This window comes from Agrobacterium sp. 22-210-1 (genome assembly GCF_053522525.1).
The window spans coordinates 320,345-338,552 of sequence record NZ_JBNWCI010000004.1; the positions used below are offsets into that span (position 1 = coordinate 320,345).

Annotated in this window: 14 protein-coding genes; 5 read left to right on the top strand and 9 right to left on the bottom strand. The window is 59.0% G+C overall.

The features are described 5' to 3' along the window. Positions 1 to 6 precede the first annotated feature (6 nt). From ACQZ5F_RS23665 to ACQZ5F_RS23680, 4 genes are all read left to right on the top strand, one after another. On the top strand, positions 7 to 1,926 hold the full coding sequence (locus ACQZ5F_RS23665; protein ID WP_225338281.1) for a beta-N-acetylhexosaminidase: 1,920 nt from the start codon (positions 7 to 9) through the stop codon (positions 1,924 to 1,926). Between the two features lie 13 nt (positions 1,927 to 1,939). Beyond that, positions 1,940 to 3,373, top strand: coding sequence for a M81 family metallopeptidase (locus ACQZ5F_RS23670; RefSeq protein WP_448731104.1), 1,434 nt, complete (start codon positions 1,940 to 1,942; stop codon positions 3,371 to 3,373). Between the two features lie 62 nt (positions 3,374 to 3,435). After that, positions 3,436 to 4,641 carry an MFS transporter gene (locus ACQZ5F_RS23675; RefSeq protein ID WP_225338283.1) on the top strand — a complete coding sequence of 402 codons (1,206 nt, stop codon included), beginning with the start codon at positions 3,436 to 3,438 and terminating at the stop codon, positions 4,639 to 4,641. A gap of 79 nt (positions 4,642 to 4,720) precedes the next feature. After that, on the top strand, positions 4,721 to 5,461 hold the full coding sequence (locus ACQZ5F_RS23680) for a copper homeostasis protein CutC (protein WP_046799503.1): 741 nt from the start codon (positions 4,721 to 4,723) through the stop codon (positions 5,459 to 5,461). Here the strand turns inward: ACQZ5F_RS23680 and ACQZ5F_RS23685 are convergent. The 7 genes from ACQZ5F_RS23685 to ACQZ5F_RS23715 all read right to left on the bottom strand — a co-directional run bounded on the left by ACQZ5F_RS23685 (position 5,427) and on the right by ACQZ5F_RS23715 (position 15,109). Then, entirely contained in the window at positions 5,427 to 6,578 is a 1,152-nt protein-coding gene (locus ACQZ5F_RS23685) for a glycosyltransferase family protein (protein ID WP_225338284.1), read from the bottom strand. The genes ACQZ5F_RS23680 and ACQZ5F_RS23685 overlap by 35 nt on opposite strands. Continuing rightward, the gene (locus ACQZ5F_RS23690; RefSeq protein ID WP_225338285.1) at positions 6,575 to 7,822 is read right to left on the bottom strand and encodes a glycosyltransferase; all 1,248 of its coding nucleotides are present in this window, start codon (positions 7,820 to 7,822) and stop codon (positions 6,575 to 6,577) included. The genes ACQZ5F_RS23685 and ACQZ5F_RS23690 overlap by 4 nt, the downstream gene beginning before the upstream one ends. A 43-nt stretch (positions 7,823 to 7,865) precedes the next feature. After that, complete coding sequence (locus ACQZ5F_RS23695) at positions 7,866 to 9,074, bottom strand: glycosyltransferase family protein (RefSeq protein WP_046799500.1); 1,209 nt, start codon at positions 9,072 to 9,074, stop codon at positions 7,866 to 7,868. A 72-nt stretch (positions 9,075 to 9,146) separates the two neighbouring features. Further along, positions 9,147 to 10,322: an ABC transporter permease gene (locus ACQZ5F_RS23700; RefSeq protein WP_046799499.1), complete on the bottom strand. Its 1,176-nt coding sequence runs from the start codon at positions 10,320 to 10,322 to the stop codon at positions 9,147 to 9,149. Beyond that, complete coding sequence (locus tag ACQZ5F_RS23705) at positions 10,319 to 11,317, bottom strand: ABC transporter permease (protein WP_225244961.1); 999 nt, start codon at positions 11,315 to 11,317, stop codon at positions 10,319 to 10,321. The genes ACQZ5F_RS23700 and ACQZ5F_RS23705 overlap by 4 nt, the downstream gene beginning before the upstream one ends. Before the next feature lies 1 nt (position 11,318). Further along, on the bottom strand, positions 11,319 to 13,220 hold the full coding sequence (locus tag ACQZ5F_RS23710; RefSeq protein WP_046799497.1) for an ABC transporter substrate-binding protein: 1,902 nt from the start codon (positions 13,218 to 13,220) through the stop codon (positions 11,319 to 11,321). Next, positions 13,217 to 15,109, bottom strand: coding sequence for an ABC transporter ATP-binding protein (locus ACQZ5F_RS23715; protein ID WP_225338286.1), 1,893 nt, complete (start codon positions 15,107 to 15,109; stop codon positions 13,217 to 13,219). Before ACQZ5F_RS23715 ends, ACQZ5F_RS23710 begins: the two co-directional genes overlap by 4 nt. Before the next feature lie 211 nt (positions 15,110 to 15,320). On the opposite strand from ACQZ5F_RS23715, the gene ACQZ5F_RS23720 reads away from it, so the two are divergent. After that, a complete protein-coding gene (locus ACQZ5F_RS23720) occupies positions 15,321 to 16,280 on the top strand; it encodes a glycosyltransferase family 32 protein (protein WP_046799495.1) in 960 nt (319 codons plus the stop codon). On the opposite strand, the gene ACQZ5F_RS23725 is transcribed toward ACQZ5F_RS23720, so the two are convergent. Further along, positions 16,272 to 17,015, bottom strand: coding sequence for a polysaccharide deacetylase family protein (locus tag ACQZ5F_RS23725; protein ID WP_137085329.1), 744 nt, complete (start codon positions 17,013 to 17,015; stop codon positions 16,272 to 16,274). The two genes, ACQZ5F_RS23720 and ACQZ5F_RS23725, sit on opposite strands and share 9 nt — an antisense overlap. Next, positions 17,012 to 18,109, bottom strand: a complete 1,098-nt coding sequence (locus tag ACQZ5F_RS23730) for a glycosyltransferase family 4 protein (RefSeq protein WP_225338287.1) — start codon at positions 18,107 to 18,109, stop codon at positions 17,012 to 17,014. Before ACQZ5F_RS23730 ends, ACQZ5F_RS23725 begins: the two co-directional genes overlap by 4 nt. Positions 18,110 to 18,208: the final 99 nt, after the last annotated feature.

Sequence of the window (18,208 nt, forward strand, 5' to 3'; positions counted from 1 at the left end):
AGCATCATGGCGCTCGCAAATTACCGTCTCGAAAATTCATGGCACCCGCTCGCAGAGTCCGCATCCGGCGGCTTTACGTTCACGCTGGTCAATCTTTCCCGCGAACCGCTGAAGGATTTTCGCATCGTCTACACCTCGCTGACGCGGACGGTGGACAAGCCGGCTTGCGGCAATGCCGTTTATCTGCGCCGCAATGCCAATTTCCATGAGTTTGCGCCGCCAGCCGGTTTCGTGCTTGAAGCGGGGAAATCCTGGCGCTTCACCGTCGACGGTCTCCTGAGGCCTGCCCGGCATCGCACCGACGGGGCGAAATCCGCCTATGTCAGCCTTGCTGATGGGACACATCGTGCAGTTGATGTCGGCGATCTGATGCTGGATGGGCGGCATAGCGAGCCGGCGCCCGTGCTGCTTCCGGAAGGCGAGCTCGAACTGCCTTTCGCCATCCAGCCGTGGCCTGCTGAAATCAATGCCGAACCGGGGGAGGGCTTTCCAGTCGCGCTTTTCCCGACGGAAGACGCTAGTACGGAAGAAGTTTTTGCGGTGGAAACCGTGCTGTCGCTGTTCCGTAGGCTTTTTGCCGTTGGCCATGTGCCGTTCAGCCTTGCGCCGACTCATGAGGGTAAACCGCTCCATTTCAAGCAGCATAGCGGGCTGGAAGCCGAGGGTTATCGTCTCACCTTTTCCGGAGAAGCGGTGGTTGTGGAATATTCGGCCGCTGCCGGTCTGCAATATGGCCTGACGGTTCTGGCGCAATTGCTGCATGGCGCGCGTATTGATCCCAAATTCCGCTTCCCGGCGTCGGGCAGCATCAGTGATGCGCCACGTTACAGCTGGCGCGGCTGCCATCTGGATGTCTCGCGGCAATTTTATCCGACCGGCGATGTCGTGCGGCTTATCGATATTCTCGCATGGCTGCGCATGAACCGTTTCCATTGGCATCTGACGGATGACGAAGCGTGGCGTCTCGAAATCAAGGCCTATCCGCTGCTGACCACCGTTGGCGCGACACGTGGTCCGGATGCGCCGCTTCTGCCGCAGCTCGGCAACGGGGCTGAACCGGTTTCGGGCTATTATACCCAGGACGACGTGCGCAGGGTCGTTGCCCATGCGGCGGCATTGAATATCGAAATTGTGCCAGAGGTCGATATTCCCGGCCATAGCACCGCGGCTCTCACCGCCTATCCGGATCTGACGGACGGGCAGGAAGCGCCGGACAGCTATCGTTCAGTGCAGGGATATCCGAACAATGCGCTCAACCCCGCCATCGAACCGACCTATGAGTTCCTCGGCAAGATATTCGACGAGATGGTGGAGCTGTTCCCGTCGCGGCTGATCCATATCGGCGGCGATGAGGTTGCGGATGGTTCATGGTTGGCCTCGCCGCTTGCCAAGGCACTGATGGAAAAGGAGGGGCTCGACGGTACCTTCGGCATCCAGTCCTATTTCATGAAGCGCATTCAGGGGATGCTGCATGAGCGCGGTCGCCAGCTTGCCGGTTGGGACGAGGTTTCGCACGGCGGCGGTGTCGATCCGGCGGGAACATTGCTGATGGCGTGGCAGAAGCCGGAAGTGGGTCTTGAGCTTGCAAAACAGGGTTATGACGTGGTGATGACGCCGGGTCAGGCCTATTATCTCGACATGGTGCAGGATGAAGCCTGGCAGGAGCCGGGTGCAAGCTGGGCCGGCACCGTTCCGCCTTCGCATACCTATGCCTATGAGGCCGTCGGCGAATTTCCCGAGGAATTGAAGGAGCGGATGAAAGGTGTTCAGGCCTGCATCTGGTCCGAACATTTCCTCAACCGCGCCTATTTCAACCATCTGGTTTTCCCGCGGCTACCGGCCATTGCCGAGGCGGCATGGACGCCAAAGGCGCAGAAGGACTGGCTGCGGTTCTCCGCCATCGTTCCCTTGAGCCCGGTTTATTAAGGGGGAAGGTGCCATGCGTATTGCCGTTGGTGGAATCCATACCGAATGCAGCACCTATTCGCCGGTGCTGATGGGCGAACAGGATTTTCGCGTCTTTCGCGGCGCGGAGCTTCTGGAGGCGGAATACTTCAATTTTCTCGGTGAAGGTGGGGCGGACGTGCTGCCGCTTTTGCACGCTCGTGCCGTGCCGGGTGGCCCGGTGTCGCGTGCGGCTTATGATGCGTTCAAGGCGGAGTTTCTTGACCGTCTCAAGGCTTGCCTGCCGCTCGACGGGCTTTATCTAGCCATGCACGGCGCGATGAATGTCGAAGGCATGGATGATGCAGAGGGGGACTGGATTTCCAGCGCCCGCACTGTCGTTGGGCCGGATGTGATCATTTCCGCAAGCTACGACCTGCATGGCAATGTCAGCCAGACCATCATCGATCAGCTGGATATATTCGCCGGCTACCGAACTGCGCCACATATCGACGTGCGCGAGACGATGGTGCGGGCCTGGACGATGTTGCTCAAAGCCCTGAAAACGGGTGAAAAGCCCGGCGTGGTTTGGGCGAAAATTCCGGTTCTCCTGCCCGGTGAAAAGACGTCCACCGAAGATGAACCGGCCAAAAGCCTTTATGCGGTTCTGCCGGGTTATGACGCCCGGCCCGGTATATGGGATGCGAATTTTATGATCGGTTACGTCTGGGCCGATGAGCCACGGGCGACGGCCTGCGCGGTGGTGACGGGATCGGATCGAGAGGCTGCACGGGCCGTTGCGGCCGAAATCGCGCAATCTTACTGGGATGCCCGGCAGGATTTTCGTTTCGGACCCGTGACGGAGCCGCTTGAAGCCATTCTGGATATTGCGGAAAAGACGGCTACCGGGCCGATCATTCTCGCTGACTCAGGCGACAATCCAACGGGTGGCGGGGTGGGCGATCGTGCCGATGTTCTGGCAGCGCTGATTGCGCACAACTGGCAGGGTGCTCTCTTAGGCGGCATAACCGACCGACCGGCGGTTAAAGCCTGCTTTGCGGCTGGCGAGGGGGCAAGCCTTTCCCTAACGATTGGCGGCAGCCTCGACCCGCAGAGCCCGTCGGTCACCGTCGAAGCCAAGGTCCTGAAATTGGACGGTTCCGGCGCTGCGGATCAGCGACAGGCGGTGGTGGGCATCGGTGGCATCACCGTCATTCTGGCGGCGCGGCGCAGGCCCTATCACATGATTTCGGATTTCACCCGTCTCGGTTTCGATCCGAAGGCGGTGAAGCTGCTGGTCGTCAAGTCAGGTTATCTTTCGCCGGAACTTGCGCCGATCGCCAATCCCAACCTGATGGCGCTGACGGAAGGCGTTATCAATCAAGATATCGAAAACCTTCCCAACCGCCGCCGGGATGGGGATTTTTACCCATGGAAGCCGCATTTCGATTATATGCCCAAACCCATTCTTTCGGCCCGCTGGCGATGACAGCGGTCCGGTAGCTTTTATCCAGCGATCCGGCGGGGCCGGATCATCTCAGGCGAATATCCATGCCGTCGGCTCTTTCCATCGTCATCAACAATCCGTCGATCCGCATCGGGGCGCTCGCCATCCTGTTTTTCGGATTTTCGAATGCGGCAACCGCACCTTATCAGGCGGTCATCGGCATTCGCGAAATCGGACTCAGCAACACCGTCTATTCCCTGCTGATGCTGTTTGCCGCCATCATCAATGTCAGCGCCAGCGTACTGATGGGCATCGTCGCCGACAGGCTGGGCGAATATCGCAAGCCCATGCTGTTCATCGCGCTCTTCGGTGTCAGCGGTTATATGCTGGTTTATCTGGCGGGTAACGCCACGGCGTTTGTGAGCGCGAAGCTCATTCTCCTGCCGATTTTCGGGGCGATGAACTCGCTGATCTTCGCGCATGTACGCGCCGATGCCCGCAACCTTTCGACGGGCGACATGATTGCCGTAAACTCGATCATGCGGGCCACCATCTCGCTGTCATGGGTGCTGGTGCCGGGCATCGTCGGCATTTTTCTCATCAGTTCCGGCAATATGCTGACGGCCTTCCTGTTTTCGGGCCTATGCGCACTCGTCTGCTTTCTGCTCGTGGCCTTCTGCCTGCCTCGGGCCGCCACGCCGGCGGTGGTGAATACGGAAGCGCGCTTCGGCCTGCGCGCCTCGCTTGCGGAAATCGGATCGCGGCGAGTATTGCTGCGGATCATCGCCATCGCGCTCATCTGCTCGATGCTGCATCTCAATGATTCGATACGTTCGCTCATCATAACGGGGCAGGCGAAGGGTACGGTTGCGGATATCGGCATCGTGGCGGGCATCGTCGCCGCACTGGAAATCGTTTTCATTCTCCTATGGGGCTGGATCGAGAAGAAGGTGCCGCAAACACTGACCTTGGCGGCGGGAGCGGTGCTTTATGCGCTTTACCTCATTCTGCAGGGGCTTGCGACGGAGCCCTGGCATATCTACGCGCAGACTTTCATCAGCGCGCTGGGGGCTGCTGCCATCATCAGCATCCCCATCACTTATCTGCAGGAATTGATCGCAGACCGGCCGGGGCTTGGAAGCTCGCTGATCGCGGTCAATATCTTCCTCGGCGCCGGTCTTGGCGCGTTGATTTTTGCCTTGGGAACGATGGTTTCCACCTATTCGGGAACCTCCATATTGGGGGCGATCGTGGGTCTTGGCGGCGTTTATATGCTCTACACGCTTGATGGGACGGGTCGCCGCAGGTAGAGCGTCGGACCGAAAAGTGCGGGCGGGTTTCGGATGGTCCGGTGCGTAAACAGGGCACGTTCAAATGAAAGAGGTTAGGATGATTCTCGAGATTTGCGTGGACGATGTGGCCGGTCTGGAAGCGGCGGTTCGGGGCGGAGCCGATCGGATCGAGTTGTGCGCTGCGCTCTCCGGCGGCGGCGTCACGCCGTCTGCCGGCTTCATGCAACGGGCGGCGTCCTGTGGATTGCCCGTCAGCGTGATGATCAGGCCACGCGCCGGTGACTTCGTGTTCACGCGCGACGAAGCCGATGTGATGAAACGCGATATCGACGCGGCACGTGCGGCAGGCCTTTCCGGCCTGGTGCTTGGCGCATCGCTTGGCGACGGCTCGCTTGATATTGCCCTGCTCGAAGAACTGTGCCGTCACGCCGATGGGCTGGATATGACGCTGCACCGCGCCTTTGATGTCGTTCCCGACATGGATGAGGCCCTTGAGGCCGCCATTGCGCTGGGTTTCCCGAGAATTCTCACTTCCGGTGGCGCACGTTCAGCGCTTGAGGGGATCGAGGCTCTGGCGCATCTATCGGAGATCGCCGCAGGCCGGATCGTCATCATGCCGGGTGCCGGCGTGCGTCCGCAGAGCGTGCAGGCATTGCTGGATCGCTTTCCAATCACGGAAATCCACGCATCCTGTTCCGCCGTCCCGCCTTATGATCCGGAAAGCCGGGTAGCGAAGCTCGGTTTCACCGGCGATGGCCGCAAGGGCACGGATGAGGCGGCGGTTCGCGAATTAAGGGCGATCCTCACCGCTCATCATAAAGGCGGCGCAAAGCTCTAGCCGTACCGGCCGCGCCATCGAGATCAAGGTGGATCGTGTCCGGTCCCGGCAGGGCCAATGCCGCCGTGATGGCATCGGCCATGGATTTCGCGGAGATATCCCTTTCCTCCAGCACATGTGCCAACCCCAGCCGCACGAGCCGCTCGGCACGGGCGCTCTGTTCGGTTTCGCCACCCGCCGCGAAGGGGATGAGGAGAGAACGGCATTTGGCCTGAAGAATATCGCAGACGGTATTGTAACCGGCCTGCGAAACCGAAAGGCGCGCGCCGGCGAGCAGACTCGCGAAATCCTTGCGGAAACGGAAGACAGAGACATTGTCCGGTGCCTCAGCCGAAATTGCATCGAAATCCACCTGGGGCATGTTGGGGCCGGTGACGAGGCACCAGTTCTTGATGCCGTCCAGCAGCGGTGCGGCCTCAAGGGCGGCCCGAACAAGTGCTGCACCGACTGCGCCACCGCCGGCGGACACTACGATATCGAATTTCTCCGCCGGTTGCGGCGGTGGGTTCGGGGCGACAAGGCCAGTATAGATGATGCGCTGACTGATCTCGCCGGCGAGGGGAAAGGTGTCTTCCAGCCGGGCGAAATCCGGATCACCATGCACCAGCACGGCATCGAAATGTTTTTTCACCAGCGACACGGTTTCTTCGTCCCGACCCGGCTTGGTTTTTTCCTGCAAGATGTCGCGCAGCGATGTCATGACCAGTGGGCGCGGTTCGCTGTCCTCGATCTCGTCCAGAAGCGGCAGCAATTCGAACCGCACCTGCCTGCGGCCGAAGGGGAAAGCTTCGATGATGACGATATCGGGTTTTGCACCGTGATAGGCGCCGATCAGCATATCGGTTCGAAGCTTCCTGAAGCCGTCGTCCACTGGTTTGCCGGAACTGTCGACAAGGCCGGAAAAGCTGCCATCGCTGACGGCGATCGGCGGTAATTCGACATGGCGGATTCCCTCACCCGGAAAGCCCGGAACCGGGGTGCCGCCCGTCACCAGAACAATATCGAAACCATCCGCCTGAAGGGCATTGGCAATGCGGCTGGCGCGGGCGATGTGGCCGATACCCAGAAGGTGCTGGACGTAGAAAAAGACGGAAGGGCGTTTTTCCGGATCACTCATGGTGCTTTTTCCCATTCGGTCTCAAACAGGGCTTTCAGCTCGTTAATGCTGGTGCGGTGATCGAAGGCGGTTCGCACGCGGTTCTCCGCGGCAGCGCCCAGACGCTGACGCAATTGTGGATCGGTGATCGCGGCGCGCAACGCCTCGGCGAAGGCGGCGGGATTTTCCGGCTCGGTCAGCAGGCCGTTTTCGCCAGAGACGAAAAACTCCGGAATTCCGGAAATATTGGTGGAAATGCAGGTCAGCGCCTGGCTGGCGGCTTCGACCAGCACGTTGGGAAGGCCGTCGCGGTCGCCGTCGCTGGTGATGCGGCAGGCAAGTGCGAAGAGATCCGCTTCGCGGTAATTCTCCAGCACCTGCTTCTGGTCCATGGCGCCGGTCCAGACGATCCTGTCGGCGATGCCAAGCTCATCGGCGAGTTTCTTCAGCACGGCAAGTTCGTCGCCGCCACCGATATGGGTGAAACGCCAATGGACCTCTTGCGGCAGCGAGGCCAGCGCCTGCAGCAGAATATCGATGCCTTTTTTCTTGACTGCCCGGCCGACGCTTAAAATCCGGACCGGATCATCTGCGTCCGATCCATCTCTTGCCGGTCGCGATGTTTCGAAATGCGGGAAGCGGGTGAGATCGAGCCCGTGATAGCTGAGATGCACATTCCGTTTTGCCCCGGCAAGGGTCTGCAGGTGCTGAAAACCGCCGGCGGTGCAGGTCACTGCCCAACGGGCGCTTTGCAACTTGGCGGCAAGGTCACGATCGTCCGAGGTCCAGATATCCTTGGCGTGAGCGGAAATCGTCCAGGGCGTTCCGGTGATCAGATGCGTATAGGCGGCGACCGAGGCGGGCGTGTGAATGAAGTGAACATGCAGCCACTCGGCATCCACAGGCCATTCATGCGCCAGCACGGCGGCCTGCCCGAAACGGCGGAAGCGGTTGCGGCTGAGATCATGCGGCAGATCGCTGAAAAACCGGCGGAGCGCCTTGGTGAAGCCCGGCTTTTTTCGGCAGGCCCAGAGCGCTTTCAGAACACGCAGGGGTTCCTCATGCAGATATTCCGGCAGGTATGTGACGGGCGCGTGGATTTCGTCATGAACGGGATGACGCTTTTTGTCTGTCGGCCGGCGCATGGACATGAGTTCGAGTTTCAGTCCGGCCTTTTCAAGTCCCAGAAGTTCCTGGGCAATGAAAGTCTCGGACAGGCGCGGATAGCCCTTGAGGAGCACCACGATTTTTTTTGTATCGGTCACGTTGCGCGTGTCTCTTTTGAAGCGGTGATTATCAGGGAGCCGGTCACGCGGTGAGCGTGATTGGCATCCGCTCGCCCTCGGGCGGCAGCCATTCGGCGATCCGTTTCGATATGTTTTCCAGGCCGTCGAGCTTCAGCTCCCGCGAATTGACGGAGGGCGGTGCACGGTTCGGCAGGGCTTTGAGAGCTTCCGCCATTTTTGCGGGGTTTTCGGCGTCCTCCGGCAGAAGCATGTCGAAAAGGCCGAGTTCCGAGGCGCGGCTGGCGCGGATCAGCTGCTCTTCCCGCGGCACGGTGCGCGGCACGACGAGGGCGGGCTTGTCGAAGGACAAAATCTCGCAGACGGTGTTATAGCCGCCCATCGACACGACGGCCTGGGCGCCGGCGACAAGATCTTCCATGCGGTTGTCGAATTCGATGATCTCGATATGGGGAATATCGGCAACGCTGCTCATGAAGCGCTGGCGCTGATCGGCCGGCATATAGGGGCCGAGCACCACAAGTGCCTTATGTGTCAGTTCGCTGTCATGGCGGTAGGCGTTGATGACATCGTCGATCAATTCGCTGCCATCGCCGCCGCCGCCGGTGGTGATGAGAAGGTAATCGCCTACCGGCCGGTGTGCCACGGTTTCTGCCTGCGTTTTCGACCTTTGCAGGAAGCCGACGAAATCCATCTTGTCACGAACGTTTTCGGGGACATCCAGCCCCGTCAGCGGGTCGTGAAAATCCGGCGGGCCATAGACCCAGACATGGTCATAAAACTGGCCGATCTTGGTCATGACGTTGTTGCGCTTCCACTCGGCTTCGAGCAGTTGCGGCGCATCCATGACATCGCGCAGGCCGATGACGAGCTTGGTTCCCTGTCCCTTGAGATAGGCGAGGGTTTCCTCCACTTCACCGCGAAGACCCATGGGTTCCTTGTCGACGATGAAGATGTCAGGCTTAAAGCTTTCGGCCGTATGATAGATGATGGAGCGGCGCATCTTCAGGGTTTCCTGAAGATCGATGTGCCTGTCCATCGAAGTATATTCGCCATTGCGCAGCTTGATGACGCTCGGGATTTTCACGAAATCGACGCGGGCGCGATAATCGAAAGCGCCGGCAATGGTGGCGCCCGAAATGATGAGGACGTTGAGGCCGCGATAATCTTCCACCAGCGCATGGGCGATCGTGCGACAACGCCGCAGATGCCCGAGGCCGAAAGAATCGTGGCTGTACATGAGAATACGCGCGTCGTTCAAACGGGAGGTCATGGGCCACACCTCTTATTGCCTTTCACGATAAAGGCGATGGCGGAAAGGCAGTTCATCAAGGCGTATTCCATTTTATCTGAAAGGGTCCGCAGCATCACGTAGTCCGTCACCGAAGAAATTAAAGGCCAGAATGACGAGAACGACCGGGATCGTCGGTATGAGAAGCCATGGATATAGCGCAATGACGCTGACGCTGCGCGCCTCCGTGAGCAGAATTCCCCAACTTGTGATCGGTGGGCGCAGACCTAGACCGAGAAAGCTCAGCGCGGTTTCGCCGAGGATCATGCCCGGAATCGTCAATGTGGCCGAGGCGATGAGATGCGACATGAAGCCGGGAATAAGATGTCTGCCGATGATGCGCGGTGTGCCCGCACCCATCAATTGTGCAGCCAAAACATAGTCTTCCTCGCGAAGCGCCAGCAATTTCGAGCGCACTGCACGCGCCAGCCCCGTCCAGTCCAGCATGCCGAGAATGATGGTAATGCCGAGATAGACGAGGATCGGGCTCCAGGTCACCGGCATGATTGCCGCGAGCGCCAACCATAGCGGAATGCTTGGAATGGATTGCAGGACCTCAATGATGCGCTGGACAATCAGATCGAAGGTGCCGCCGCGATAACCGGCGAGACCGCCGATCACAATGCCGAGAACGAAGCTCATGGCGACGCCGAGAAGGCCGATGGTAAGCGAGATGCGCGCACCGTAGATGATCCGCGACAGCACATCGCGTCCGAGGCGATCGGTGCCGAGCAGGAACATTTCGCCACCTTCAGCGGGGCAAACAAAGTGGGTTCTGCCTTCGAACATGCCCCAGAAACGGTAGGTATCGCCCTTGCAGAAGAAACGTAGCGGCTGAACATCCGTCGGCACGTCGCGATAGACACGCCTCAAATTGTCCATGTCGAGCGTCATTTCCCGACCGTATACGAAAGGCCCGACAAATTTTCCGTTGTCGAACAAATGAATGGCCTGCGGCGGGGCGTAGATATGTTCAATATTGCGGGTATGGAGATTGTAGGGCGCGAGGAACTCGCTGATCAGGATCGAAAGATAAAGCACCACCAGAAAGGCGCCGGACCACACCGCGATCCTGTGCTGGCGGAACTGCCACCACATGAGCTTCAGCTGCGATGCCTTGCTGAAGGCTGCCATTCCGGATGTATTCGGTTCGATCAGCGAAGGATCGAAAGGCGCGGTCGAGACGTAATGGGGCAGCGCTTCGCCTGAATTCGGGATGGATGAAGTCATTTGACGTTACCACCTCCGAAGCGGATTCGCGGGTCGAGTATGGCAAGGGCGATATCCGACACCAGAACGCCGATCACCGTCAGGAAAGCGAGGAACATCAGGAACGAACCGGCCAGATACATATCCTGGCTTTGCAGGGCCCGGATGAGCATGGGGCCGGTGGTCTCGAGCGACAGGACGACGGCGGTGATTTCCGCACCTGATATGATGGCGGGCAGGATCGAGCCGATATCCGAGATGAAGAAATTCAGCGCCATGCGCAAGGGGTATTTGGTCAGCACCTTGAAGGGGTGCAGGCCCTTGGCCCGGGCGGTGACGACATATTGTTTCTGCAATTCGTCCAGAAGATTGGCGCGCAGGCGGCGGATCATGCCGGCTGTGCCAGCCGTTCCGATGATGAGGACGGGTATCCAGATATGTTCGAGGATCGATCTGAACTTCGCCCAGCTCATCGCTTGGTTCAGATATTCCCGGTCCATCAGATGGCCGATGGAGATGCCGAACCAGATATTGGCAAAATACATCAGGATCAGCGCCAGCATGAAGTTGGGGATGGCGATGCCGAGCAGGCCGAGAAAGGTCAGGCCATAATCGCCCCAGCTATATTTATGCGTGGCAGAGTAGATGCCGATTGGAAAGGCGATCAGCCAGGTGACGATGATGGTGAGGAACGACACCAGAACCGTGAGCCAGAGGCGGTCTCCGACGACATCGCTAACGGGCAGCTGATATTCGAAGGAATAACCGAAATCGCCGACCAGCATGCCCGTCGCCCAGCGGAAGTAGCGGATCGGGGCAGGCTGGTCGAAGCCGTAGCGGGCGCGCAGCTCTTCGATTTCGGCAAGGTTGGCCGTCTCGCCCATGGCACGCAGTTCGGCGACATAGCTTTCGAAATAATCGCCCGGCGGCAGTTCGATGATGGTGAAGACCAACATCGAAATCAGGATCAGCGTGGGGATCATGACGAGGATGCGCTTGAGAATATATCGCAGCATATCAGGCGTCCCCGTCGTACCAGAAGGCATCCGGCAGGTAGACGCCGAGATACGATGTGGGTTCATAACCGAAAAGCGCTTTTTCCGGCACGTTTCGCATGCGTTTGACATGGACGACAGGCTGAAGCGCGCCGTTGACGATGCCGATGGAAAATACCTGCTGCGTATAGATGCCCAGCATTTCCAGCCAGATGGCCTCGCGCTCTTCCTCGGTGACGCTTCGGCGCCATTTTTTCAGCAGGCCGAGCAGATGTGCCGCTTCCGGCAAATCGGGCTCCTTGCCCTCGCGACCGCCGGAAAGATAATGGATGCCCCAGACCGGCCATTGCAACTGGTCGTCACCGGTGGGCGCAAGGCCGGAAGGCAGCATGTCCGGGGTCGGCACACCATTGTCCATGCCCATCCATACCGACATCATCACCTCACCGCCCATGGCGCGCTTGCGGAAGACATCGCGCTGGGTGGGGCGGACCGAAACCGCAACGCCGATATGCCGCCAATGATCCGTCACCAGTTCCATCACGTCTGTCTCGAGCGTGCTTTCGCCTGTCGTCTCGACGATGATATAGGCCGGGCGGCCATCGGGCAGGAGCCTTATGCCGGCATTGTCGCGCTTGTCGAGACCCACTTCATCGAGCAGCCTGTTGGCTGCCGCGCGGTCGAAGGCGCTCCAGGCTTCGGCAAATTCCGGCCGGTAGAGCGGGCTTTCCGGCAGAACCGTGTCGGCGCTTTCCTTCGCCAGCCCGTAAAAACAGACCATGTTGATTTCGTGCCGGTTGATCGCAAGGGACAGTGCACGGCGCACCCGCACATCCTGGAAATAACCCCGCCATGCCGGGTCGGCGCAATTGAGGTTCGGCAGAAGCGCAACGCGCGATCCTTGCGAGCGCTTGTAAAGGTTGACCTTCAGGGGGAAGCGCTTTTCGGCATCCTTCAGGAAGGTGTAGTCGGCGAAATCGAGGCCGAAATATTGCAGATCGCTGTCGCCGGATGCCGTTTTGGCCGAGATGATGTCGGATGAGGTGACGTTCAGCAGGAAGCGATCGAGATAAGGCAGCTGCAGGCCGTTTTCATCGACGCGATGGTAATAGGGGTTGCGCTCGAATACGAACTGTTCGGCCGGTGGCGAGGTCGTGTTGCGCCATGCGTCCAGCGTTGGCAAAGCGGGGTTTTCCGGACGCACCTGCCGCGACATCTTGATATGCAGACCGCTCCAGTCATCCGCCTTGTTCTTCTTGATGAGTTTGGCGAGATTTTCGGCAGTCTGATATTTGATGTGGAACTGCTTCATATAAGCGGCGGGCAGGAACAGTCTCGCCGGCGAGGCAGCTGCAAGTTTCGCCAGAAAATCCGGGTTCGGACCTTCCCAGGTGTAACGCACGGTCATCTGGTCGACGACTTCGATCAGGGGCGGATTGTTGTTGACCAGAAGTTCGATCGGCGGACCGCCCTTATGGATTTCCTTATTGAGAGCGACATCCTCCCAGAAATAGCGGAAATCCTCCGAGGTAAAGTCGCTGCCATCGGACCATTTGTGGCCCTCGCGCAGCTTGAAAGTGAAGATACGTTCTTCCTGAACGTCGTAGCTTTCCAGAATGTCCGGGTGCAGCTCGAATTTTTCGTCATAACCGACCAGCCGGGCATAATTGCTGATAGGCATCAGCCTGATATCGCGTTGGCCGCCGATGAGCATGCGCACGGAGCCACCATGTTTTCCCGGCTCGCGGCCGAGCGATTTCATATTCATGACGCGGGGGTTTTTCGGCAGGCGTTCCGCAACGTCGGGCAACTCGCCCTTTTCCCGCTTTTCCTTGAAATAATCGGGGTCCGTATAGGCGGCGCGCGCATAGGCCGGCAGGAAGACGGAGGCCAGCAGGGCGAGAGTGGTGCGGCGCGTGATCAAGGGCGAAGCTCCCGGATATCAACGTTGCCGTTTGCGAGAACGAAATGGCCGTCGCCCAGATCGGCGGAGATCATGTCGCCATCACCCTCGTCACGGAACTGTTTGCCCCAGTCGAATTTGCCCGTCGCGCTGATTTTCCCAATGGTACGGAAATCGAGCGGACGGTCGAGGTCGGGAAAGGGCACGGCCGCCAGCAGCGATTTCGTGTAGGGATGCACGGGGGAGCGCATCATGATTTCCCGTGGTGCCAACTCAACGATGCGGCCTTCGCACATCACGGCCACGCGGTCGGCCATGTAATCCACCACCGCCAGATTGTGCGAGATGAAGAGGTAGGTGAGGCCGAGGTCTTTCTGCAAATCCTTGAGCAGGTTGAGGATTTGTGCCTGAACCGAGACATCGAGTGCGGAAACGGGTTCGTCACAGATCAGCAGTTCGGGCCCGAGCGCCAGTGCTCTCGCAATGCCAATGCGCTGCCTCTGGCCGCCGGAGAAGCTGTGCGGATAGCGGTTCAGCGCGCTTTCTCCAAGGCCGATGGCCTTGACGAGATTGCGGACTTTTTCGGCGCGGTATTTCGCATCACCCCGCCCGTGGATTTCCAGCGGCTCGCTTAAGATGTTGCCGACCGTCATGCGCGGAGACAGTGAGGAGATGGGGTCCTGAAAGACCATCTGTATTTTCGAGCGCAGCTCCTTGAGGTCGCCGTCCCTGGCATTGAGGACGTCGATATCGCCCTGCGGACGGTGGAAGGTGACGGAGCCTTCATCTGGACGGACGGCGCGCATGAGGATCTTGCTGACGGTGGTCTTGCCGCTGCCGCTTTCGCCCACCAGCCCGAGGCATTCGCCACGGTGGATTTCAAAACTGACGCTGTTGACGGCCTTGGTGGCGTTGGCATCACCTTTGCGGAACCAGCTGGATTTGCGGGTCGTGAAGGTCTTGCTGATATTATCAACGGTCAAAAGCGGGCCGGGGGTCTTGTTCACCGCAGCGGTTTTTTTGCCGACAAGGCTTTCGTGATCAACCTTGATTTCACGCAGCGCCTTCAGCCTCTCACCGGGCTTCATGTCAAAATGCGGCACGGCGGCCATCAGGCCCTTGAGATAGGGATGGCTTGGCGACTTGAAAATCTCGTCGACCGTTCCGGCTTCCATGATCTCGCCCTGATAGATCACGGCAACTTCGTCGGCGATATTTGCCACCACGCCGAGATCGTGGGTGATGAGCAGCATGCTCATGTTCAGACGGCTCTGGAGATCACGCAGCAGCTTGAGGATTTGCGCCTGGATGGTCACGTCGAGCGCCGTCGTCGGCTCGTCGGCGATCAGCAGCGCCGGACGACAGATCAGCGCCATGGCGATCATGGCGCGCTGGCGCATGCCGCCGGATAATTCGAAGGGATACATGTTTACGACCTTCTTGGGTTTGGAAAACCCTACGAGGTCGAGCGTTTCATACATTTTTTCCGCGCGTTCCGCCGGTGACAGAATGCTGTGGATGCGCAGCGCCTCATCGATCTGATTACCGACGGTGTGCAGCGGCGAAAAGGAGGTCATGGGCTCCTGAAAAATCAGCCCGATGCGGTTTCCGCGTATCGAGCGGATTTCCCGGCCGTCTTTCGGCAATTGCAGCAGATCGACGGGGCCGGCTGCAGCATTTTCCGGATCGGTGAATAGCACCCGGCCGTTCACCCGCGCCGTTTTGGGATGGATGCCCATGATGGTCTGGCCGATGACGGATTTACCCGAGCCGGATTCTCCCACAAGTGCCGTGACTTTTCCGGGAAGGATGCGAAGGCTGGTGCCCCTCACGGCATCAATGGTGCCGCCCATAAGAGAAAACGAGACCCGCAGATTTTCAATACGGAGCAAATCTGCGCCTGCGCTCATGCCAAAGGGTTCCTTGCCGTCTCTTTATCGTTGCCTTGTGACAATTTGCTCAGGAGGGCTTAAAGGCACGTTATCGCAGGGTTTGTTGTCTGTCTATGCTTCTGAAACATCGAATTGTGCAGCAAATTCAAAGCCGGCTTCTGAAACGCAATGGCTTGCCTGACGGCTCTTGTTTGGCGATATGTTAACGAGTGTTTCTGGATGAGGATCCATGTCCGACAAGAAATATTATGACGCGCAGCTGGAGAAAGCCCGGCAGTTGCAAAATGACGGCCAATATGCGGAAGCGCACGTGCTTCTTCTATCTCTGGTTGCGGAAAAAGATGGGCACCTGATGGGCGAGCGGACGGTGCTTGGCCTGCCACGCCGGCTGCACGCGGCGCGATTGCGCCTTGCCAAGGCGGAAGGCGATATGGTTGCCAAAATCGGTTACCAATATACGCTGGTGCCGCCGCCTCATGTGCTGGCAAAATATGCACAGTTTTCGCCGGAAGAGCGCCACACGCTCAATCTCAAAAGCAGGGAAAATGTGCCTCGGTTCATCCACCAGATATGGATCGGGCAAAAAGCCCCGCCGGTATCGGTGGAAGCCTGGGCCGCTCATGCCGCAAGGCACGGCTATGGCTACCGTCTCTGGCGGGAGGCCGATCTTGAGCGGGAAGGCGTGTTTGCAGACGCCGTCTTCAAGACCATGCTGGATCAGGGAGATTATCCGGGCGCGGTGGATGTGGCCCGTTATATTGTACTGGAACGGTTTGGCGGCATTTATCTCGATTGCGACTGGTATCCGGCGCGGGACGATGTGAGTTTCGATGCATTCCTGCCTCTGGTGGGGCTGACGGCATTCGACGAAAAAACGCCGCGTGATACTGGTCAGGGCAGCATGTTGCTTGCCAATTCCTTTATCGCCGCCCCGGCGGGTCATCCCGTTTTTCGCAGGATGCTGGAGGCGTTTCCCGGTATCGTCAAGGAGATGCCACGTGCACCGGCCTGGTGGTCGACCGGACCGCTGATTTTTACTGTCATCGCCCGGGAGGGAAGCATCAGCCTCGCACCGGCGGCGTTCGTTGCTGCGTCTCTTGCCGATCGCACGCCGTTTGCGGCGGTCGAAGCGCTTCGGCAGGAGCTCACCGAGGCGAATGGTCTGCTGATCGCCTGGAAATCATGGTGAGATTTCGTCAACGAGGTCTCTGGAAGAGCGCCATCTAGCAGCGGGATGATTTTTGGTTGCTTCGAAAAGCCGACGAAGAAAACGCCAGACATTCTCGTCGTGCACGAGATGATGCGTGAGGATGCCGGTGGTGCCCCCGTCTTCGGCAGTCTTCAGGATGCGGGCAGCGGTTTCGGCGAAAAGGATGTCGTCGTCGCGGCCGCCTCGGCTGCCGTGCCAGTCGATCACGTCGACATGGGTGTTCAGACGCGGCGGCAGGGTGTTTTTCTCCGGGCCGAAAACGGACAGGGCGCGATATCCGAGACCCGCCAATCCCTCGATGACAATGCCATCCACGCGGTTCCATGGCGGCACGAGCATCGGCACGAAACGTGTGCCATGCAGGTCGTGGAGTTTATCCAGTCCGGATTGCAATTCGTCGAGCACGAGGGAAAGCTCCCGGTGAGCTCCGAGTTCCTGTTTCTTCTCGCCGTTCCCGGCATAATTTGTGTGCGACCAGCCATGCACGGCCACATGGGCAATATCCGACGCATCCAGATATTGCGCGAGCCTGTCCGTCGTCATTTCGGGAATGACTGCGAGGGTGACCGGAACGGAAAAGCTGCGGCAAAGATCAAGCAGCGTATCGAGCGCGGATGTCGGCTCCACGGCATCGTCGTCCCGGAGCCAGAGATCGGCGGTCATGCCGCGCCGGCTGCATTCATCCAGTGCTGCAACCAGTTTTTCTACACTCATGATCTTCGCGCCTTTGCTTGCAGCAGGATATGGTCCAGCGTTGTTGCGGCGTTTTCCAGAGATCTTTCATTGACGACGAAATGGCGGGCCGCTTTTGCCAGTTCTTCGCGCTGCCTGTCATTGCCCAGCAGGGTTTTGATTGCGTCGGCATAGGCGGCTGTATCATTTTCCGGTGTCAGTAATCCTGTGATGCCGGATTTTACCACTTCGGGAACACCGGCCACTTTTTCGGCCACCACCGGCAGGCCGGCGGCCTGTGCCTCAAGATAGGCAAGACCATAGGCCTCGCCATGGCCGGGCCAGACATAGAGGGATGCTTTGGAAAGAAGCGCGGCGATCTCGGTTGCGGTTTTTTCGCCGTGCCAGACAAGACGGTTGTCGGGAAATTCGCTGAACATGGCCTCTACAGCGCCGCGTTCCGGCCCGTCACCGATGATATCCAGCGTCCAGTCGAGATCCTGCGGTAACAAAGCGAGTGCTTCAGAAAGCGCGCGATAGCTGTTCAGCTTGTCGCCCGCCCGCATCATGGCGACGGTGATGAGCTTTGCCGGTGTCTGGTCTGGGGCATTCGCAAGAAACTTTTCGGTATCGATAAAGGGCGGCAACATTGCAGAGTGCAGGGTTGGGGAAGCGCGCAAAAGCCCTTCGCGATCCCGTGCGGTGAAGCAGATATTGACCGCGGCCGCGTTCAATGCGGCCAGCAATTCATCCTGTATCGCCTGCCAGCCCATTGCATTGCGCTTTGGCGAATAGGAGGCCTCGGCGGTGACGTAGGCAATATCGAAACGGCTGGTGAGTTCCGGCCCGAGTAAATCCGGGGCCTTGTAGTAAGGGTGGTAACAGAACCAGAGGTCCGGCGCGCCTTCCTGTTCCCAGCGCTTGGTAATCGTCTCGATTTCACGCTCGGCCGCATCGACAAGCGAGGTTCGTGCCGGATCATCCGCCTGCTTCAAAAAGCTGCGCAGTTCGGAAGCAACGAAGACCGTGTGGCCGCCCATCGTCATCGCCTGCATCAGCAGGCGCGCCATCAACCGGTCTCCGGAAGGAACGGGATGGTTGGGCGATTTGAGCGGCGAATAAAAAGCGATCTTCATGCCGATGGTTGTGCGTTGGCGGCGGTTCCTGCGTCAACCGGAATTTGAAAGGGCCGAGCCTTGACAGCCCGGCCATTCTTGCCCAACTGAAAGGCATCT